Source organism: Neptuniibacter sp. UBA6509 (genome assembly GCA_002435145.1).
Lineage (GTDB): Bacteria > Pseudomonadota > Gammaproteobacteria > Pseudomonadales > Balneatricaceae > Neptuniibacter.
Map to the genome: position 1 here is coordinate 36583 of DJLT01000049.1, position 21394 is coordinate 57976.

The window sequence follows — 21394 nt, forward strand, 5'->3', positions numbered from 1 at the left end:
ATGGAACAGTTTCCACCCGCACTTGCTCACGGCTCACTTGAGGAAGTATTCCCCGGAATTTATTTTGTCAGTGGAGCGATGGAGACAGTCCTGCAAGAGATGGAGTGGGAATTTAGCCGTAACATGACGGTGGTGAAAGAGGGTGAGCGTTTAACCATCATCAATAGTGTTCGCCTTAATGCTGAGGGCTTAGCTGAGTTAGACCGTCTGGGTAAAGTCACAGACGTCGTTCGTATTGGCTGCCTACACGGGCGAGATGATGCCTTTTATGTAGATCATTACGGAGCTAATTATTGGGCGATGCCGGGAATGGAAACGGAGGGTGAATTAAACGTTAAAACACTTTCCAGTGATAGCCTACCCATTGCAGACGCTACGCTTTTTGCATTTGAAACCACGACTATTCCTGAAGGTATTTTAAGAATTGATCGAGCGGGAGGCGTACTTATCGCATGTGATGCGCTACAAAACTGGTTAGCGCCCGATCAGTACTTCTCGGAAGCCTCTCAAGAGTTGATGCATACGATGAATTTCTTCACTCCCGCGAATGTTGGCCCCGTGTGGGCGCAAGTTGCCTCGCCTTTAGCGGAGGATTTTGTACGGTTATCTGAATGGTCGTTTAAACATGCACTTTGTGGTCACGGAGAACCTTTACGTGATACCGCCTTTCGAGATTACAGCGAGACCTTTAAACGTATGTTCTCACTCTAGTGCAGGTTTCGGAGGAACGTCAGGTGAGATCGGGCTTTAAATTACCCGGTTACAAAGTAAGTTCTGTGCTTTGGCAGGCAGAGGGGCGCATTGTTTATCGTGCACTTCGTTTATCTGATAATTTTCCGGTTGCAGTTGAAACTTTAGATACCGAATTTCCTGATCGTCATCAGGTGGCGAGTATTCGACGAGAAGGAGATATCGGCCAGCGCCTTTCTGCCATTAAAGGCGTGCGCAAAGTGTATGATTTACTCCCGCATGGGAGTGGCAATTTAGCGTTGATCTGCGAACTGTTTGATAATTCGCTGTCCTCATTGTTACAACGTACCGGTTCTGGTTGTTTCTCTTTATCTGAAACGGTTGATATTGCGATACTGATAGCACAATCACTAGGGGGGATTCACGCACACAATATTGTGCATAAGGCTTTAAGCTCAGGGCATGTGCTATTTGATACAGTGACGAACAGAGTTGCGGTATCTGGCTTTGGGATCGCTTCAGAATTAGATCAAGAACGCCAAGCTGTACAGATGTCGCGTTGTCTTGAAGGGCCTCTGCCTTATATCTCACCTGAGCAAACAGGCCGAATTAATCGTGATCTAGATTATCGATCTGATTATTACTCTTTTGGTGTATTACTCTATGAGCTATTCACTGGACAGTTGCCTTTTCAGGCCGATAATGTTTTAGAGTGGGTCCATAGCCATATAAGTCGATTACCTGTTGCTCCTCATGAAGTTTCGCCCTCTGTACCTCTCGTCATATCTGATATCGTACTTAAATTACTGTCTAAAGAACCTGAAGCGCGTTATCAAAGTGCAGAAGGTATCATTCAAGACTTGGAACAGTGTGCTGTTTTTTTAGCAGCAGATCGAGATATTCAGCCGTTTCAATTGGGTGAAAAAGATGTCATTCAAAAGTTTCTAATTCCACAAAACTTATATGGCCGTAAACGGGAACTCGCACAGCTTGTTGAGCTTTTTGAAGGTGCAGTGGCAGGACGTACAGAGTTTTGCCTTGTACATGGCTCTTCGGGTGTAGGTAAATCCGCGCTGGTTAATGAGATCGACAAACCGCTGGTGGGAGAGCGTGGTTTCCTTGTTCAGGGTAAGTTTGAACAGTATCAGCAAGGGGAGGCATATACGGCGTTTGTGTCAGCGTTTAAGGGCTTAGTGCAGCAGATATTAACTGAGCCTGAAGATAAATTGAGCCAATGGCGCAAAAAAATACTTGAGGCTTTGAACCCTAATGCACGGTTAATTGTTGATCTAGTTCCTGAACTCGAGATTATCATAGGAGAGCAGTCCGATGTGGCTAAGCTTCCTCCTGCTGAGGAGCGAAATCGATTACAGATTTTATTGGCCGCATTCCTTAGAGTCTTTGCGGGTGAAGGCCATCCGGTCGTGCTTTTTCTAGATGATTTGCACTGGAGTGACGCACCTACACTCAGTTTACTTAAACGAATTGTTACCTCTAGAGAGATAAGCCATCTATTACTAATCGGTTCCTATCGGAGCAATGAAGTGGGTGTTGGCCATCCATTACGTTTACTCTTTGAGGATTTAAATACCCACAAAAGAATTCGCCAGCTTCCCCTGGGTCCCTTAGATAAGGGCTCTGTCAGTCAGCTCGTCGCTAATGCTCTATGTTGCGAAGCCTCTGAGTCCAGGCTGCTAAGTGACATGCTTTACCATAAAGCTCAGGGTAACCCTTTTTTTATCAACGAATTGTTACGGCAGTTGCACAAAGAGGGGGTATTAACGCCCAATAAACAGAGCCGGAAATGGGACTGGGACCTTGATAATGCACGTTGGTCCAATGTCAGCAATGATATTGTTGAGTTTATGGTGGATAACCTAAGACAGCTGCCTATCTCCACGCAGAATGTCTTACAGCTCGCCGCATGTATTGGTAGCACCTTTGATATTAAAACCCTCGCGGCGATCTATGAACATAGTGTGGTAGATACTGCTGCCGCGCTTTTACCTGCTTTACAACAGCATACCTTGCTGCCTTTGAACAGCGACTACCGCCTAGTGGGGGATAGCTCTGAACTTTTTTTAGATGTTAATCCTACTTATCGTTTCCAGCATGACCGTGTACAACAAGCGGCTTACTCACTGATTGATGTTTTACGCTTACGTGAAGTTCACCTTTCCGTTGGTCGCCTGATGTTGCAGCATGCCGGTGCAGATGTGCCGGATGAACGCTTGATTGATATTGTTGAGCATCTGAATGAAGGGCGCTCATTAATTGATTCAAAAGATGAGCAACTTTGCTTAGCTGAACTCAATTTACGAGCGGGCGTGCGAGCAAGACACGCTTCTGCCTATGAAACAGCGCTTAGTTATCTAGAAACGGCTGTTGAATTAGTGCCTTTAGACCCTTGGAATAGTGTATCGGAGGTGATGTTTCCTTTAGCGGAGGAGATGCAGTACTGTGCTTACCTTACGTCTCGCACGGAGCAAGCGGAAGAGTGGATAGGCATCATGTTAAGCCATGCCCATTCTGATCTCGCGCGTGGTGATATCCTAGCGACCCGGACTCGACAGTATGCGACCTTAGGGAAAATGGAAGCGTCGATTCAATCAGCCATCCAAGGGCTCGGATTACTGGGTATAGAGTTTACAGATGATCCCACCGATGATGAGGTGGCCGAAGAACGAAAGCGAGTAAAAATTAATTTAGGGGAACGCAGTATCGCCGATCTGGTCGATGCGCCCTTTGTAAAAGATGAGTCAGTACTGACCGCGATTCGTCTTATGATGGAGATATTCCCAGCCACCTTTCTTTCAGGGTCGGGTAACTTATTCCCTTACCTTGTCTTAAAGGCGGTTAATCTTTCCCTACGTCATGGCAATTGCCCTGAATCGGCTTTTGCTTATGCCGCCTATGGCATGCTGCTTTGTGGTGATCTTGATGAGCCAGCAGAAGGTTATCAATATGGAAAAGTAGGGTTGGCCATTAATGAAAATCTTGATGACCTCACATTACGTTCACGTGTTGTCTATGTTTACGCCATGTTCGTCCACCATTGGAGTGAGCATTGGTCAACACTTACACCGTTGTTTCATAAAGGTATTGAAGCAGGTTATCAGTCGGGGGATCTTCTTTATCTCGCATACAGCGCGCAAGATTGTGTTATTTGGGATCCGTCACTTGATTTAGAAACGGCTCACCGTTTACATGCGGACAATTTAGAAATTGTGCGTGAATGTGCTTATCAGGATTCTCTTGATTCAGGCACCTTATTTCTTCAGTTACAGCGTAATTTACTGGGGCTGACACATTCTGCTTTTACCTTAAGTGATGATAACTTTGATGTGCAGAGCTGCCTTGATGGCATGCATGAACGTCAATTTATGACAGGGATTGCCAACTATCAGATCTACAACGCAGAGATCTGTTTGCTTTATGGTGATTATGAAAAGGCCCTTAGCTTTATAAAAGCTCAGGATCAGATGATTAAATCGTCCATGTCGCTTCCGCAGTTAGTGCGTTTTTATATTGTATCGTTCTTAACGTTAACGTCGATTTTTCACCGGATGGATGCAGAAGAACAGGCTGTTACCTGTCAGCGTTTAGAGCGTAGCCTTGAACGGATGAAATGCTTAGCGGATAACTGCGAGGAAAATTTCCGCCACCTACAATATTTGATGGAAGCCGAGCTAGCAAAAATTAATCTCAGTCAGGAAAATGCACTTGAGCGTTATGACGCATCCATTGATGCAGCAAGAGAGAGTGGTTTTTTACGTGATGAAGCGACCGCATGTGAACGCGCTGCGCGTTACCTAATTGACTTGGGGCAGCGACGCTCGGCGGAAGGTTACATCAGAGCGGCACATCGCATCTTTGACCGTTGGGGAGCTCATAGAAAGGTTACCCAATTAAAAGAGGAGTTCTCTTTCCTACGAGAACTATCTTCAGGGGCTTATCTCACAACAGGTGGACGTGGAATTTCAGACTTAGATCTGACTTCCGTCATGAAAGCATCGAGGGATATCTCAGGTGAAATATTATTAGATCGCTTACTTAAAACAACCATGAACATCCTGCTTGAGAATGCGGGGGCTCAATGGGGTTGTTTAGTCGCCCGGCGTGATGGAAAAATGGTGATTGAAGCGGCAACGCTTCCAGCCGGTTTTATTCTGCAAGATCTACCTAATCACTGGTTAATACCCACCCATCAAGGTGAATATATACCGTTGCCTATTTCACTCTTAAGCCATGTTCGTCATAGCAGTGGCGCGGTCGTACTGCATGATGCCGCTCAAGAAGGGCCATTCACTCAAGACCCCTACATGCTTAAATATAACCCTCTGTCCGTGCTGTGTGTGCCTATACAGCGGGAGCGTTTTGAGGGCGTGCTTTATATGGAAAACAATCTGGCCACAGGGGTTTTCAAAACTGAACGGGTTGAAATTATTCGTTTATTGGCGGCCCAAGCATCAGTGGCCATAGAAAATGCGCGTTTGTATGAACAGGTTCAAGACTATTCTCGTACTTTGGAAGATAAAGTCGCCGAGCGAACAGCACGTTTAGAGCAAGTTAATCAGGAGCTACAAGGGTTAGCAGACCGTGATGGTCTGACGGGTGTAGCAAATAGACGTCGAGGGGATGCTTATCTGGCGGAGGCGTGGGGGCGTTTACGCCGTGAGGCTCAGCCACTTTCAGTCATTATGCTCGATGTGGACCACTTTAAAGCTTTCAATGATAACTATGGCCATCAAAATGGTGATGACTGCTTAATTACTGTGGCCAAGTTACTTGCAAAAACACTATTTAGGCCGGGTGACATGATCGCACGCTATGGAGGAGAGGAGTTTATTCTGATCCTACCGGATACGGACAGCAAAGGTGCCGGAATTATTGGTGAGAAAGTTCGCCAAGCAGTCGAAAATGAAGCCATAGAGCATACCCATTCAACGGCGAATGCGGTCGTGACCGTGAGTGTCGGTGCCGCGACCATCGTGCCTAAGTCAGGGGGCGTTGCGGATGATTTAGTGCGTGAAGCGGATATCGCATTATATCGAGCGAAGAAGATGGGACGTAACCAAGTTCAACAAGCCACTATGGCATTAAACTCATAGGGTGTGGATAACTGTATGACAACACAATAAAAATAAAACTCAGCCCAGTGTAGCTTAACGATTTAATCGCCACTTAATTGTATTGAGGACCGTTGATGGGTTAAGCCGCAACCTAAGTTGAAATACATGACAAACAAGGAAGCGTAGATGACCCAATCAAATTGGAATAGCAAACCGACTAACAGTGAATGGAACTCAGCGGAAAACTGGTCACCGTCGGGCGTACCAACCGACACTGCAACATTTGCCTCATCCACCGAGACCGCGATCACTTTTGCTCAAACAAGTGAAGCTTCAATCGAAATTATTCAATTTACAGACAATGCCTCCTCATACACATTTAGCTTAGGTACCTCAGACACCCCCGCGCTGATAATTTCAGGTGAGGGTGTATTTAACGCCTCTCGCAATCGGCAAAGTTTTATTGTCGCTGCGACCAGTAGTGGCTATAAAAATCCGCAACTTAAATTTATTAACTCAGCATCAGCGGGAGAAGCGGACGTATATTACTGCTCCGGCCCAGAATCAGAAAAAGGTTATGGCGGGGGCATTATTAGTTTCTGTGACAACACTTCCGCAGGCGCAGCCATCTTTAAAGTATGGACCGGGGCGGGTGTGCCTCCACAGCACAGTACCGTTGGGGGCGAGGTGAGTTTTAGTGACTCATCTTCCGCAAGCGCAGCCCAGTTTACGATTTATGGCACATTAGGTGCCGATGGCGATACCTTTGGTAATGTAGTGTTTCATAACACCGCTACAGCAGCGAACGCTGTATTCACGAATGTTGGCGGCACCGTATCAGGGGGGGATGGGGGAAATACTCAGTTCTATGGCGATTCCACCGCCGCCAACGGCATTTATAATAATTGGGGCGGAACCTGCCCTAAAGCGAACGGTGGGGATGTTGCCTTTGATGCCAATGCGACAGGCGCAAACGGTTATTTTCATAACTATGCAGCTAAAGCCGAAGGAGCATACGGCGGCGTAACCAGCTTTAACAACAATCCACCGCATATGCCTTCAAAGGGCGCTTCGGCAGGAAACGGGTCCTATTTCAATTACGGTGCAAGGGAAGGGGAGAAAGGAGGCGGTGGCCATGTAGAGTTTAGTGCCAAATATGGCTCCGCTACAGCTGAAACGGCGACGATCGTAAACTACGGCAGTACGGTGCAAAGTAAATCCAGTGCCGGTCACACGATATTCTCAATTAACCAACCAACGGATTATTACCCAAGTGCTGGTAAAGCGACTTTTTGGAATCATTCAGGTGTTGTTGAAGGTACGGCAGCGGGGTTCACCGAATTCTCGGTATATGGAACGCAAGTAAAAGCGGGTAGCGAGAGCGAGACCTCTCAAGTCCCTACAGCGGATCAAGCCACCTTTATCAATCTAGGAGCGGATTCACCTAAAGCAAAAGGTGGCTATACGTTATTTTCCGGGAATACCACCGCTGCTAATGCTACCTTAATTGGATACGGTGGTTCACAAGGTGGTTATGGTGGACGCGTAGTCTTTTATGACCAAGCGACAGGTGATAAAGCCAAAGTACAGCTTTTTGGTAACGCTGAATTAGATATTAGCTACCACACCTCCGGCGTGACTATAGGTTCACTTGAACTGTCGGAAGGCATTATCGTTGTTCAATTAGGCACGCTCGTTACTAAACTAAGTTTATCGGGCGAACTCACCCTAAAATCACCCTATACCACTTTTTCATTCTACTATAACGCCAAGGGCGGCTTTGAGCTAAATACCCCCTACACGGTGCTGACTTGCGCTAATATGTCGTCGTTTACCTCTGAACAATTTAGTGCCAATACAATAGAAGGTATTGAACCGACCTTTAGCATTGTCGGTAGCGACCTTCAGGTTATTTATAAGCAAAAGTAAAAAGACAGGTTTATCGTCAGGTCTGAGGTAGATCAATTTTAACTTACTAAGGTAAAAGCTCGCTTCTGATAGATGCGGGCTTTTTTAATTGCTGTTTTTAGTTCATAACTGTTTTTTTGTTAGCTATATAGATATAGGTGCGCTGTGTTATTTCGTAAAGTGGATGAGCGTAGGTAGCATTATTATTGAGAAAAAAGGCGACAGCTTTTCTATCTCAATGATACTCTTAGCTAGAGTAATCGAATCAGTAGGGACGCAAATTTGGATGATTATAATCAGTGGCTAGAAGCGATTGGACAGATGGTGCCGAATACTCAATCAGCCATTATTGCATTTACATCTGATCATGAAAGCAAGGCAGAAAAGAAGGCTTGCTGGCCGAATAATGATTTTGTTTCAGATGAGCTTAATTCGCTTGTCGCTTTTTCGATATCTCAGCAATCTAGTTCTACATCGGCTGTATCAGGAAGTAATTATCGGACGGTGCTGCCTATCATGTCGTCAGATAATGAAGTTGTTTGCTATCTAGGAATTGAAGTTAATCTAGGGAATGGGTCTCAGGAATCGGTAAAACGCATTGTTGAGTGGTCAGGCGTGTGGTTAGGTTTATTGTTGCAGCAAGATAGTGAAAAAAAACGGTTGCATAATTCCACCCCAGCAACTGTTAACGATCTAGATAACTCGCTTGCCGTATCTTCTTTACAAGCTAATGCCCCCTTAATTGATTCAGCCGAATCGTCAGTGAGTTCCTTTAAGAATCATCTGTTGTACCGTTATAAATACCTGTTTGTTTTTTTTGTTATAACGCTATTTTTATTTATTCCTGTTGAATATCGCATCTCTGTTGATGCTGTTATTGAGGGGGAAATTGAATCCCCTATTATTGCTCCTTTTGATGGTTATATAAAATCCTCAAAATTTAAAGCGGGTGATCAGGTGGATATATCTACAGTCATTGCTGAATTAGATGAGAGAGATATTTCTCTTAAATTAAATAAGCTAAAAGGTCAGTTCCAAGAGAAAGAGAACTCATACCGCCAGGTGCTGGCAAGCGGGGAACGTGGAAAAGCAGAAGTTCTGAAAGCTAAGATGGCACAGTTAAGTGCTCAAATAGAGACAGTTACACTCGCGTTAAGTCAGACGGAGCTGCGCTCTCGAATCTCAGGTGTGCTCATTAGCGGAGATTTAAGCCGCTCCATAGGAGCACCGGTTAACAAAGGGGATGTTCTATTTAAGATAGCTCCTCTTGACCAATATCGAACGATGTTACGTATAAAAGAAGCTGATATTAGATTTATGCAGCAGGGCTTGAGCGCTCAGCTTAAGTTGACCTCATTACCTTCAGATACTTACACCGTTGAGTTACAAAAACCTTCTCCTGTTTTTACTGATGAGAATAACGAAGTGATTTATCTTGCTGAGGCTGTGATGGAGGAGGGTAATTATTCAGCTTTACGTCCCGGAATGGAGGGGATCGCTAAAGTAAATGTAGGTTCTTATAGTTTAGGGTGGAGCTTATTTCATCATTTTAGTGATTGGGTTCGGATGCAGTATTGGGCACTGAAACCATGAAAGAGGGAGGGGTAGAAGTTCAAGGTGGTTATGACCTTATTCATACACTTGGTGATCGAAACCTTCGCTTGAAGCCAAATGTAAAATTACATTCTCAGGCTGAGACGAAAGATCAGTATGTTGTAGAAAGTTATAACGGTGAGCAATTTTTCTATTGTGATGCAGATACTGTTAGGTTAATGCGTGCCTTAGATGGGCACAGATCTTTAAAACAAGTGATAGATGAATTACAGATTGATCATCATTGCTACCCAGAATTAGAGAAGGCTATATCTAAATTTATTAAGTATGGGCTTCTGTCAGGTTTTGAAATTTCACAAAATAAACGAAAATGGTGGCAATCTTTTAAACAACCTATAGCGATGAAGTTCCCGTTATTTAACCCTGATGCATTTTTAAATCATATTTATAGATTTACAGGCTCTATTTTTAATCGTTTTTTTATTGTTCTTTTTATCTCTTTATTAAGCCTTTCTATTTATCAACTTCCCCTGCAATGGGAGTCTATTCAGGTCCATTGGCAGAGCCGTTTTTTTGATCCTGTAAACGGTATTTTGTTGGTTTGTGCTTATGTGTTTTTAAAGGCTCTACATGAAATAGCCCATGGGCTCGTCGTAAAAAGGTATGGCGGGGTTGTGAATGAGTGTGGGATTTTTATGTTGGTTTTTCTTCCCCTTCCATATGTTGATACGTCATCAAGTTATGCCTTTCCTGAGCGCAGACATCGGCTTCTTGTCGGGGCTGCGGGCATGTGGGTCGAATTGATCATAGCGATGAGTGCATTCCTTGCGTGGCAAAATTCCACACCAGGTTATTGGGCGGACTTTCTATTTAATGTCGTGTTTGTTGGTAGTTTTAGTACCTTAATCTTTAACCTCAATCCTTTAATGAGATTTGATGGGTACTACATATTGTCTGATTATTTAGGCGTGTTTAATTTAAATGCGCGATCTAGGGAGGCTTTAGGTGCAGTTGTTAAGAAGTTTTTTTTCAAATTAGATACCTCTATAGACTGGAATATTTCAAATACAATAAAGGGGTGGTTGATCGCTTATGCGCTATGTGCTGCTCCTTATAGATTGTTTATTGGCCTCGTTATCGCTTTGTATCTGTCAGGAAAGTTTTTTATTTTTGGTATTTTATTAGCCTTATGGCTCTTATTGCAGATTTTAGTGTTCCCCATTATTAGGCATACGATTTCTGTTTATCAGAATGCTCGTAAGGAGCATCAGACTATACGTTTCTTTATGGTTGTGTCTGTGTTTATAGCAGCAGTATTTTCTACAGTATTTCTCTTAAATTTTCGTTTTACTGATAGTCAAATTGCTATGGTTATCACGCCCGAGAATCAGAGCGTTATGACGTTAGAAAGTGGTGTTGTAGTGTCGCTGAACTTTCAGTCAGGACAACAGGTTGAGAAAGGGCAACTTTTAGTTCAGTTAGAGAATCAGGAGCTTCTACTTCAGTTAAAAAATGCACAAGGCTTATTGGATGAGTATAAATCACAATATCGTTTAGTCGGTTTAAATAGCATCTCTATAGCCCAAAGCTGGCAAGAAAAAATCTCTATACAGCAGAAGGAGGTTGAGCTAATACAACAGCGCTTAGATGGGTTAAGTTTAGTTGCGCCAGCAAATGGTGAATTTGTCCTCTCCCGAGAGCAAGATCTGCTGGGTCGGTATCTTCCTAGGGGTGAGGTTATAGCGCATGTTTATAAGCCTGAAGACGTTAAAGTATTAGCGGTTGTATCGGAAGAGCAAGTTCGAAAACTAAATTCGGGGGTTGACTCAATTGAGGTGAAGTTTAATACAAACCCATATCAAGCTTATAAAGGCTCAATGTTAAGAATTGAGCCAGCAGCTCAAAATGAACTTCCTTCGCGATTTTTAGGTAGTAGTGCGGGAGGTGAAGTACCTGTCGATAGTCGAGATCAAACCGGTTTGAAATCTATATCCCCGTTTTTTGTGGTAGAAATAGTGGTGGAACGAGATGTTGAAGCATATATGCCTGCTATGGGTACGGTACGTTTTTCGTATAAAGAAATGACTTTATCTAATTATGTTTTAGCCGATATATATCATAATCTTATCCAAAGTTTGCACTAGTATATTAACTAGCGTAAATATATATGAGCTATTGTTTTTTATTGTTTCTGAAGGGGTATTAATGAGGCAGTCTTTTAAACGTTTGAGCATTATTTTTGCTGTTCTGTATAGCGTTAATATCCATGCTGAAGATCTGACTTTCCCTACTGTCGATTGTGTTATTACACCGAGTAAAGTTATTGAGATAAGTGCTGCGGTGCCCGGTGTTGTAGAAGCGTTATATGTCGATCGAACTCAACCTGTATCTAAAGGGCAGCTTTTAGGCGAGTTAAAAGCGGATGTTGAGAAGGCCAATGTTCGATTAGCACAAGCTCGTACGGAGATGAGATCGGAATTATCCGCTGAACAAGTAAATCTTAAATACGATCGTCTTCAGTCCAGCCGTGTGAATCAATTAGCTGAAAGGCAATTGGCGTCCTCTCAGAATCTTGATGAAGCGGCAAGGATAAAGCAAGTTACGTACTGGCGTCTTAAGCAAGCGGAAGAAACACTAAAGTTACGGGAACTCGAGTTGACTCGAAGTCAGGCGCAGCTTGAAGAAAAAAAGGTTTATTCAACGATTAATGGGCTTGTTGCGGAACGATATAAGAATGAAGGTGAATATGTAGAAGAGGAACCTATTTTTAGGTTGGTACAACTAAACCCTCTATACATTGAAACAGTATTCCCTATGGGGTATTACGGTAAAATACATAAGGGAATGACGGCAACAATTTACCCGGAAATAGACCAAGAGAAAGGGTATTCCGTTAGTGTTGATCTTATTGATTCACTCGGCGATGCAGCGAGCGGTACCTTTGGTGTTAGGTTGATACTCGATAATGCGGACCACCAAATTCCTGCGGGTTTAAAGTGTTTTTTGCAGTTAGATGAAACGCAAGCTCAGCCGGCGGAACCGAATATAAAGCAGGAAGCACCTTCATCGAAGAAAGAGGTCGCTGTGGGTAAAGTATCTACAGGCCAACTAAAAAAACGATGAATACCCAAGAAAACGATCGTACTCAAGTTAGCAGCCATAAAGCCTCCTTGGCTATTACAGAATCGCAAGATGGAGGGGCTTTAAAAGTAGAACAAGCTGAGAATAGAGATGCTAGCAGGGGTGAGGCTCAAAAGGCGGAACTTGATGAACTAGAATCTGTTGAAAACGAGTCTATTGTCATCAAGACCCAACAACGAAAATTGGGTCCATACACAAGTCAAACTCAACTTTTGAAGGCGACTCAGATCTTAGAAAAGAATGATGTTCACTATACTGTTGATGTGGTCGATCGCACTGAAAAGATTGGTTACATGGTGGTTTCATCTAATGACTATACTCAGAATACAGCAATACTGTTGACGCAGTTTACTAAGGCTGGCGTTAAAGATATGGGGCCATTACCTAAATCAAGCTATGGTGGTCGTATCTCATTTGGCGTTTATAAAGGGCCGGTTCAAGCAGAAACGAGGAAGGTGAAACTTTTCGAGTTAGGTATCAACGCAGAGGTGATTCCGCGTTCTAAGCAGGTTAAAACCTATTGGCTCTCTGTGGATAAGATAACCCCATCGGTATTAGATAGACTTATATAGAACACTCTCAAGGTTATATTGAAAAGTGTAGAGGGAGACGTTTTTTGGCTACGAGCTCTAAATCCGAAGAGTCTACTTTGGAGTCTCAATTGAGGCGTAAATCAAGTCGCTTCGTTTTTGAATTGCTTGAACCTCGTGTCATGTTGTCAGCAGATCCTCTACCGCAATCTGAAGATGTGATCTCAGAGGATAACTCTGGATCTAATGATTTTTTAGATGAGGCAGACACCCTTTTAATTTCCTCTAGCCTGACTCCATCATCAAGCTTTCCATCCCCGTTGGTATCTGAAGAGTTTCAAACGCTCAAGGATGCTGATCTATTCTTGCCGACCATTGAAGTGCCGCAAAATAATGTGGCTACGGAATTGATTTTTATTGATGGAGGGGTTGAGGATATTGATGGGCTTCTAGAGCTCATAGATACGTCAGCTGAGGGTACCGAATATTTTATTTATGAATTAAATGAAACTGAATCTGGGTTAAAACAGATCTCGGAGCGGTTAGCGAATCATTCTCAAATTGATGCCGTTCATATTTTAAGCCATGGTTCTGGAGAAGGATTACAGTTAGGTAGCGATTGGGTGACGCAGAATACCCTTAAAGAAAATTCGAATCTGTTAGAAAGTTGGGGCGAAAGTTTAGATGAGCACGCTGATCTTTTGCTTTATGGCTGTGACTTGGCAGCATCTCCGAGTGGCCTTAGCTTTATTCATACTCTTCAGTCTCTGACTCAAGCTGATATTGCAGCCAGTAATGATCTTACTGGTAATGCAATTTCACAAGGCGATTGGGAGCTTGAGTATCAGCTTGGTGAAATTAATCATGCACTGATGTTAGATACGTCACTTGATACTCAATGGTTGGGTACCTTGGCAGTTTATGATGTTACCACCACTGATGACGTTATCGACGCTGGGGATGGTTTATTGTCTCTACGTGAAGCGGTCATTGCCGCGAATGCTAATGCTGGGACCGATACGATCAATTTGTCAGCTGGAACCTATACGCTTTCAATAGCATCAGGTGGGACGGCTGAAGTTAAAGAGCATCTAAATATCACGGACTCACTTTCAATTGTTGGGGCTGGTACGGGGTTAACGTTTATTGATGGCGGCAATAATTTCAAAATAGCGGAGTACGAAGCCTCAGCAATTACTAATAGTCTCTCTGATCTTACGCTTCAAAATGGTTCTGAAACCGGTAATGCTGGCGCAATAGAAATTAGTGATGCTGCTACTAGTTTAACCATAACCGATGTGGAAATAGTCGATTCAACTTCGAGTAGCCGCGGTGGGGCAATTCACAATAACGGGACATTGGTTTTAGAAAGGGTCACGCTTGCGGGTAATACCGGGCAATTTGGAGGCGCGATTTATAATGAAGCTAGTGGTAATTTAACTGCTATTAATTCTACTTTGAGTGGTAATAGTGCTCAATTTGGTGGCGGTATATACAGTGAGGGAACTGTCACTCTAACGAATGTCACAGTAACAAACAATGCTGCAACGAACTCAGGAGGCGGTATTGATATATTTGCAGGTACTGTAACTCTGAGTAACAGCATTGTTGCTGGAAATACGGCAGTGACGAGCTCTCCGGATGTACTCGGTGATTTTACCAGCGATGGTAATAACATTATTGGCGATGCAAGTGGCGCGACGGGTTTTGGCAGTGATTTAATTGGTGATCCTAATCTAGATGTTCTAGCCGATAATGGCGGTGAAACTCGAACCCATGCTTTATTAACCGGTAGTATCGCAATTGATGCAGGTACAGATACCGGTGCCCCCGCAGATGATCAACGTGGTGTGGCGCGCATAAACACAGATATAGGTTCATATGAAGTTGTCACTAATCAAGAGCCTACGCTGAGTATCACTTCTCTGAACCCCTCGTTTACTGAGGGAGGGAGTGCAGAGGCTCTGTTTAATAGCGCTTCTGCAGATACGGTTGACGTAGGCCAGACTTTTGAAGAATTAGGATTAACTGTTACGAATGTGACTGATGGCTCAGATGAAATAATCAGTATAAATGGCGTGTTAATCGCTCTAACTCATTTGAATACAGGGACCGTTTCCGGTTTTACTTATAACGTTACACTATCGGGGACAACGGCAACGCTGGTACTCAGTAGCGGTAATGTAAATAATGCAGCCATGAATACACTTCTGAATAGCCTGAGTTATCAAAATACCAGCCAAGATCCTACAGCCGCGACACGACGAATTACACTGGATTACATTCAGGATGATGGCGGGAGTGGTGGTGATTCAGATAATCGTTTAGATCTGGGCAATTTTTCAGATATATCTGTAAATGCAGAAAATGATTTGGCTGTTATTGGCAATAAAACACTTACGCTGTCTCAGGGCGATACTGTTGTCATTGATGCTTCACATTTATCTGCAATGGATGTTGATAACAGTGACTTAAGCCTACGTTTTGATATCACCAATGTGAGCAATGGGTATTTTGCGCTGACGTCTGATACAAGTACGGCTATATCGAGTTTCACACAAGCACAAATAAGTTCATCAAGTGTTGTTTTTATTCATGATGGTGGAGAGTTAGCCCCTGTCTTTGATATCTCTGTTTACGATGGAACTGGCTCTAGTGCGGTTGAAAGTGCCAGTGTTAATTTTACGGATACATCTGATGGGGTACTGTGGGTATCGATTGATGGCGACGAAGGTTCTGGTAATGGTATTCCTGGACTGGATGGATCCAATGTTGATAAGGGGGATGTGTTACAGCAAGCGGGTCCTGATTTCGCATTAGGAGAGGCCGGTACCGATGGAACCTTTAGTGTTGCTTTTGATATATCGCAGTTCTCTTCTCAAGATGATACTAACGGCCTTCATTATCTAACCAGTAGTGTATCTATCGGTTTAATCAACCCCATCGTACTTCAAGCCGGAGATTTAATTCTTTCTAGCTCACAGGATATGACCCTTACCAGTAACGGTGTAGCTTCCCCCGCAGATTTAGACATAACGAAAGAGGATATTTTTTATTTTCGACCTGATACGGCAGGAGATTATAGCTCGGGTAATTTTTATCTTTTACTGAGTGACCCTTTCCAAGATGGTGCTGAAATTACTGGCTTAAGTTTGGTTGAGCAAGATGTATGGATCGGTGATTATCAGCTGAAAGAGGGGGATCTGTTATTAAGCCGTGATGGAGGTAGTGAGGAGAGTGATATCTGGTTATTAAAAACAGATACATTAGATACGGCGCTTCCATCGAGTTACCCCGCAGCACTGCAATTGATAAATGGCGAAGATAGTAACGTTGATATAGATGGAAAAATTTATGGTATAGATCTGTTAGAAAGTGACCAAGTTATCGGTGGTCAAAGTTATGATGCAGGGACCATATTTCTCTCGTTTGATAACGATGATAATGATGGAGTAGGCGTTACTAATCAGTTAGTTGAACGTAATGATATTGTTGCATTATCTGTGACTAAAACAACGCTCGGTGCGGGCCTAGGTAATGCGAGTGCTACGGCAGCTTTGTTATTCGATGGTAATGACCCTAGTGATAATGATGTTAACTTTGATACCGGTAATGAAACGATTGATGGCTTCAGTTTCACTCATGATTCTTCTGGCGTAAATAATCCTCCTACATTAAATACTAATAGCTTTAGCCTTATCGAAGGGGCTTCTGTGACGGTTACCAGTGCAATGTTATCGGCTACCGATTCTGATAATGCTGATGCCGGTTTAAGTTATGACTTTTCTTCTATCCTTGGTGGCGAGTTTCAGTTAACCACTAATCTTGGTGTTACAGTAACAACGGTCACGCAAAACCAAATAGATAATAATGAAGTTATTTTCATCGATAATGGAGATGAAACCGCACCTAGCTTTAGTTTTACAGTGAGTGACGGTACCAATACTACTTCGATTACGTCAGCGGTTATCACTTTTACTTCATTGAATGACGAACCTACCCTCAGTTTAACTGCAAGTAACCCTACCTTTACCGAAGGCGGTAGCGCGGCCTCACTTTATAGCGGCTCGAATGCTAGCACGATTGAATCTGGTGAAACTTTTATCGGCTTAACGTTCACCGTCACCAATGTCACCGATGGCGCGAGTGAAGTATTGAACATTGATGGTAAAGCCATTGGCTTAACCAATGGCAACAGCGGCAGCAGCACCGGCTTTAGCTACAGCGTGAGTGTGAGCGGCACCACGGCGACGGTTACATTAAGCGCAGGCACAGCCACCGAAGCCCAGATGAATGCACTGTTGGATAGCATGAGCTACCAGAACAATGATGCAGATCCGACAACCGCTAACCGAGTGATCACACTTGCTGCTCTTCAAGACAGTGGTGGAATTGCTAACAGTGGTGATGACAGTTTAGCGCCAAATATCGCCTCTACAGTGACCGTGTTAAGTGTTAATGATCTACCAGCAGTTGCTGCTAATAATTTAGTTGTAAATCAAGGGCAGACTCTGATCGTAACCAATTCCCATTTGTCTGCAACGGATGCTGACGACTTAAATGCTTCGGTAGTGTTTGTTATTAATTCAATTTCGGGGGGCTCCTTTGAAAATATAGCTTTTCCAGGTGTAGAAGTTGTTAGCTTTACCCAAGCTCAAGTGACTGCGGGGCAGATACAATTTGTGGATGACAACGACAGCGTTGCACCTATTTTTAATTTTTCGCTAGATGATGGGAAAGGGGTAAGCGGCCCCTTCAATGGGCTGGTATCTTTTACTGAAACTGTTGTAAGCGAAGAGCCTGTTCTAGATGAACCGGTAGTAGATGAACTGATACCTGAAGAAGTGGTGCTTGAAGAAGCGCTATCTCCCGAAATTGTCATTGAAAGTGATGATGAAGTAGAGCAGGTGGATGAAGAACCAGAGGCTGAAACTGAAACAGTGATCCAGCCAGAAGTGGTTGATAACAATACAACCTCATCGCTTATTGTAGAAAGCTCAACCGCTAAACCTTTAACTCCAGCTGATGTGGTATTTGATCAATCATTGCCTGATACAGAGCCTAAGAAGATAAGTATTGTCGTGGCTGAAAGCGTTGCTTCGGTTTCACAATTAAAGGTTAGTTGGGCTGCATTAGCTGATCCTCTACTGCTTATTAAATCAGATCGGTTTATGGATAGTTTGTCTAATCTAGATGACGATATGCAAAAAACGATTTCTTTAGATGCGATGGTGCTTGGATCTGGAGCTGCAATATCTACAGGTCTGTCTGTGGGCTATGTGGCTTGGCTGCTGCGTAGTGGCATTATTTTAACGAGTGTACTTTCTTCCTTGCCTGCTTGGCGTTTTATTGATCCTTTACCTGTTTTGTCACGAATGGGAGATCAGGTTGAAGAGGGTGAATCACTTGAAGATATGGTGTCATCAGAAGATACATCTAATGAAACAGGTCATCGCACAGACAATGATCCAGATATAAACAAATAATGTTAGCTATGAATCTAACCCTTTAATTAATAAGGCATAACTTTGCTCGATAGTATTTTTGGAAAGCACAGTGCAAAAGTTCGTATGGCGATAGGCCAAGTGAGCATTCTTGTCAGCTTAGTTCTGATCTCAGTTTTGCTAGGAATTTTTCCAGATGAAGCGAATGTTGAGCGCAAGGCTAGGCAAGCTATTGCGGAAACTGTTGCTGCAAAAGGCTCATTGTTTATTACACAGTCTGATAGTCAGCGTATGGAAGCTACACTGCAGGTTATAGTGGAGCGAAATCCTAGCTTATTATCAGCAGCGGTAAAGCGTGGAAATCGATTGTTATCTGAGATCGGTGATCATGTTCAGCATTGGGAGGTAATCGAGGATTCTCTGTCTAATAATTCACAGGTACTTATTCCTTTGTGGTCAGGAGAGCAAAAATGGGGGCAAGTGGAGCTTCGTTTTACTCCAATTTTAGACACAGGTGTGAGGGGATTTATTACCAGCCCTGTTTTCCTATTTATTACATTTCTATCACTCACGAGTTTTATCGCCTTTTTCTTCTATCTTGGAAAAATGTTGAAACATTTAGACCCGTCCCAGGCCGTGCCTGATCGTGTACGTTCGGCTTTAGATACCATGGCTGAAGGGTTGTTGGTTTTGGACCGGAATCAAAACATTGTTTTAGCCAACCAAGCCTTTTCCACGATGGTAGAAAAGCCAGCTGAAAAACTCGTTGGGATTAAAGCATCTACTTTTCCATGGAAGAACGACCAGAATGAAGCACTGGGAAAAGAAGCGCCCTGGAAACTATCGATAGAAACGGGACAAGTCATAATGAATGAGGTTGTTCGTCTCCGTTTACCTAATGATGAAAAGTTAACCTTTATGGTGAACTGTTCTCCCGTGTTAATACCCGGCGGAAAAGTTGGCGGGGTCATGGTGAGTTTAGATGATGTAACCTTATTGGAAGAAAAAGAGATAGAACTGCGTCGATCTAAGGAGGAGGCCGAGGCGGCTAACCGAGCAAAAAGTGACTTTTTGGCAAATATGAGCCATGAAATTCGTACACCGATGAATGCCATATTAGGCTTTACTGAACTTTTGCGTCGAGATCAGAAGAAGTTACAACCGAATCAGCTGGACCATCTCAATACGATATCTAATAGCGGCCAACATCTGCTGGATCTTATTAATGATATTTTGGACTTGTCTAAAGTTGAAGCTGGGCGGCTTGAGGTCGAACGTATCGATTGCAAACCTGTACAGCTGATTCAACATGTTTTACAGATTATGAAAGTTAAAGCCGATGAAAAAGGCTTAGGGCTTACATTTATTGCTGACAGCTCAATTCCAGAACAGATATGTACAGACCCCGGACGTATTAGGCAGATTTTGACTAACTTGATTGGTAATGCGATTAAGTTCACGGAAGAGGGTAATGTTACGGTTCGCTTGCGTATGCGTCAAAAGCAGATGGAGATAGATGTTGTCGATACGGGGATTGGAATGACTCAGCAGCAAGCCGACTCCGTTTTTGAGGCATTTGTTCAAGCTGATAGTTCTATTACTCGGCGTTTTGGAGGTACGGGGTTAGGGTTATCTATTAGCTATAAATTTGCACATGCCTTAGGTGGAGATATTCGAGTAAAGAGTCAGCCTAATAAAGGAACAACATTTACTCTGGTTCTAGAGGTGGAGGAGGTACTTAATAGCGCATGGTTACAGCCTGAAGAGCTTGAGTTCCACATCGAGGCTGAAGAGCCCGAAATGCAAACAGAGTGGGTGTTTCCTGCTGCTCATATTTTGGTTGTTGATGATGGTCATGAAAACCGGGAACTTATTAAGTTAGTCCTATCGGATCTAGGATTAAGCTGTGAAACAGCGGTACATGGTCAAGACGGTTTAGAAAAAGCGACGGCGGGTCATTTTGATCTGATCTTGATGGATGTACAAATGCCCGTTATGGACGGCTATACGGCTGTATCAGAAATGCGTAAAGCGGGACTTGAGCAATCAGTAGTTGCTTTAACCGCACATGCTATGAAAGGTATTGAGAGCCGTTGTATGGATGCTGGGTATAGTCACTATATGACTAAGCCAATAGATATTAATAAGCTAATCAATTTATTGGCAGATCTTCTTGGCGGCCAGCAAAAAGAGAATGTTCAAGCCGAGCCTACGCTAAGCGAGGAAGGGATACGGACAGTAGATGCGAATACAAGATCTGAATTAGTTGAGCAGGATGCTGAGCTTACACCGATAATATCTGCTTTACTAAAACAGAGTCCTAAATATAGAACGCTAGTGATTCGTTTTGTCGAGCGCTTAGGGACAAAGCTATCTGAGATGGAAACTGCGATGCAGGACGAACAGTATGCTGATTTGGCAGATCTTGCACATTGGCTGAAGGGTTCGGCGGGCAGTGTTGGGTTAGGCGATTTTACTGAGCCAGCAGCTGATTTAGAGGAGGCGGCTAAGGAGTTTAATAGTCAGCTTGTTAAGACTAAGTTCATTGATATTTGTAGATTATCTGAAAGAGCAAAGGCGGGTTTAGTTTTAAATGAAGATGAATCTACTATCTCAGGTTCACCTGATGCGGGTGTGGTCGATCGAGAAAATACGGCTGCTAGTCAGATGAAAATTGATCAGGATGAGAATGTTAGTTTAGGTTATTCTAATATAAATAATGTAGTAAACGATGACAATTGTGATAATGTGATTACATCAAGTTTACTTAGATCGAATGAGAAGTTTAGGCCCATAGTTGTGCAGTTTCTGGCGCGATTAGATGAGAAGCTATTATTAGCTGAGCAAGCGTCCCAAGAGCAAGACTTAATGCAGGTGGCTGAAGTTGCTCATTGGTTAAAAGGATCAGCAGGAAGTGTTGGTTTCCACGACTTTACTGATCCTGCTGTTCAACTGGAGCAGTACGCAAAAGAAAAAAATAATAGGGGTGTAATAACTTCGCTAAACTTAATACAGCAGATGAAGAAACGTATTGAAGTGTAATGATGGATTATTA

9 protein-coding genes are annotated in these 21394 nt (G+C 43.3%); all 9 read left to right on the forward strand.

Features of this window, described 5'->3' with window-relative positions:
* Entirely contained in the window at positions 1-711 is a 711-nt protein-coding gene (locus tag B4K11_RS06680; protein WP_292952352.1) for a hypothetical protein, read from the forward strand.
* Between the two features lie 23 nt (positions 712-734).
* A complete protein-coding gene (locus B4K11_RS06685) occupies positions 735-5801 on the forward strand; it encodes a diguanylate cyclase domain-containing protein (RefSeq protein ID WP_292952354.1) in 5067 nt (1688 codons plus the stop codon).
* A gap of 147 nt (positions 5802-5948) precedes the next feature.
* A complete protein-coding gene (locus B4K11_RS06690) occupies positions 5949-7691 on the forward strand; it encodes a hypothetical protein (protein WP_292952357.1) in 1743 nt (580 codons plus the stop codon).
* 261 nt (positions 7692-7952) lie between these two features.
* The gene (locus tag B4K11_RS06695) at positions 7953-9263 is read left to right on the forward strand and encodes an efflux RND transporter periplasmic adaptor subunit (RefSeq protein ID WP_292952360.1); all 1311 of its coding nucleotides are present in this window, start codon (positions 7953-7955) and stop codon (positions 9261-9263) included.
* Positions 9245-11368 carry a biotin/lipoyl-binding protein gene (locus tag B4K11_RS06700; RefSeq protein ID WP_292952363.1) on the forward strand — a complete coding sequence of 708 codons (2124 nt, stop codon included), beginning with the start codon at positions 9245-9247 and terminating at the stop codon, positions 11366-11368. Before B4K11_RS06695 ends, B4K11_RS06700 begins: the two co-directional genes overlap by 19 nt.
* Before the next feature lie 61 nt (positions 11369-11429).
* Positions 11430-12347, forward strand: a complete 918-nt coding sequence (locus B4K11_RS06705) for an efflux RND transporter periplasmic adaptor subunit (RefSeq protein WP_292952366.1) — start codon at positions 11430-11432, stop codon at positions 12345-12347.
* On the forward strand, positions 12344-12937 hold the full coding sequence (locus tag B4K11_RS06710; RefSeq protein ID WP_292952369.1) for a hypothetical protein: 594 nt from the start codon (positions 12344-12346) through the stop codon (positions 12935-12937). Before B4K11_RS06705 ends, B4K11_RS06710 begins: the two co-directional genes overlap by 4 nt.
* A gap of 44 nt (positions 12938-12981) precedes the next feature.
* Positions 12982-18381: a cadherin-like domain-containing protein gene (locus tag B4K11_RS06715; RefSeq protein WP_292952372.1), complete on the forward strand. Its 5400-nt coding sequence runs from the start codon at positions 12982-12984 to the stop codon at positions 18379-18381.
* 42 nt (positions 18382-18423) lie between these two features.
* On the forward strand, positions 18424-21381 hold the full coding sequence (locus B4K11_RS06720) for an ATP-binding protein (RefSeq protein WP_292952375.1): 2958 nt from the start codon (positions 18424-18426) through the stop codon (positions 21379-21381).
* The last annotated feature ends 13 nt before the right edge of the window (positions 21382-21394 follow it).

Excerpts from the sequence above, each read along its gene's own strand:
- B4K11_RS06705 (WP_292952366.1), top strand. The coding sequence starts at position 11,430 with ATGAGGCAGTCTTTTAAACGTTTGAGCATTATTTTTGCTGTTCTGTAT.
- B4K11_RS06710 (WP_292952369.1), top strand. The coding sequence starts at position 12,344 with ATGAATACCCAAGAAAACGATCGTACTCAAGTTAGCAGCCATAAAGCC.
- B4K11_RS06690 (WP_292952357.1), top strand. The coding sequence starts at position 5,949 with ATGACCCAATCAAATTGGAATAGCAAACCGACTAACAGTGAATGGAAC.
- B4K11_RS06680 (WP_292952352.1), top strand. The coding sequence starts at position 1 with ATGGAACAGTTTCCACCCGCACTTGCTCACGGCTCACTTGAGGAAGTA.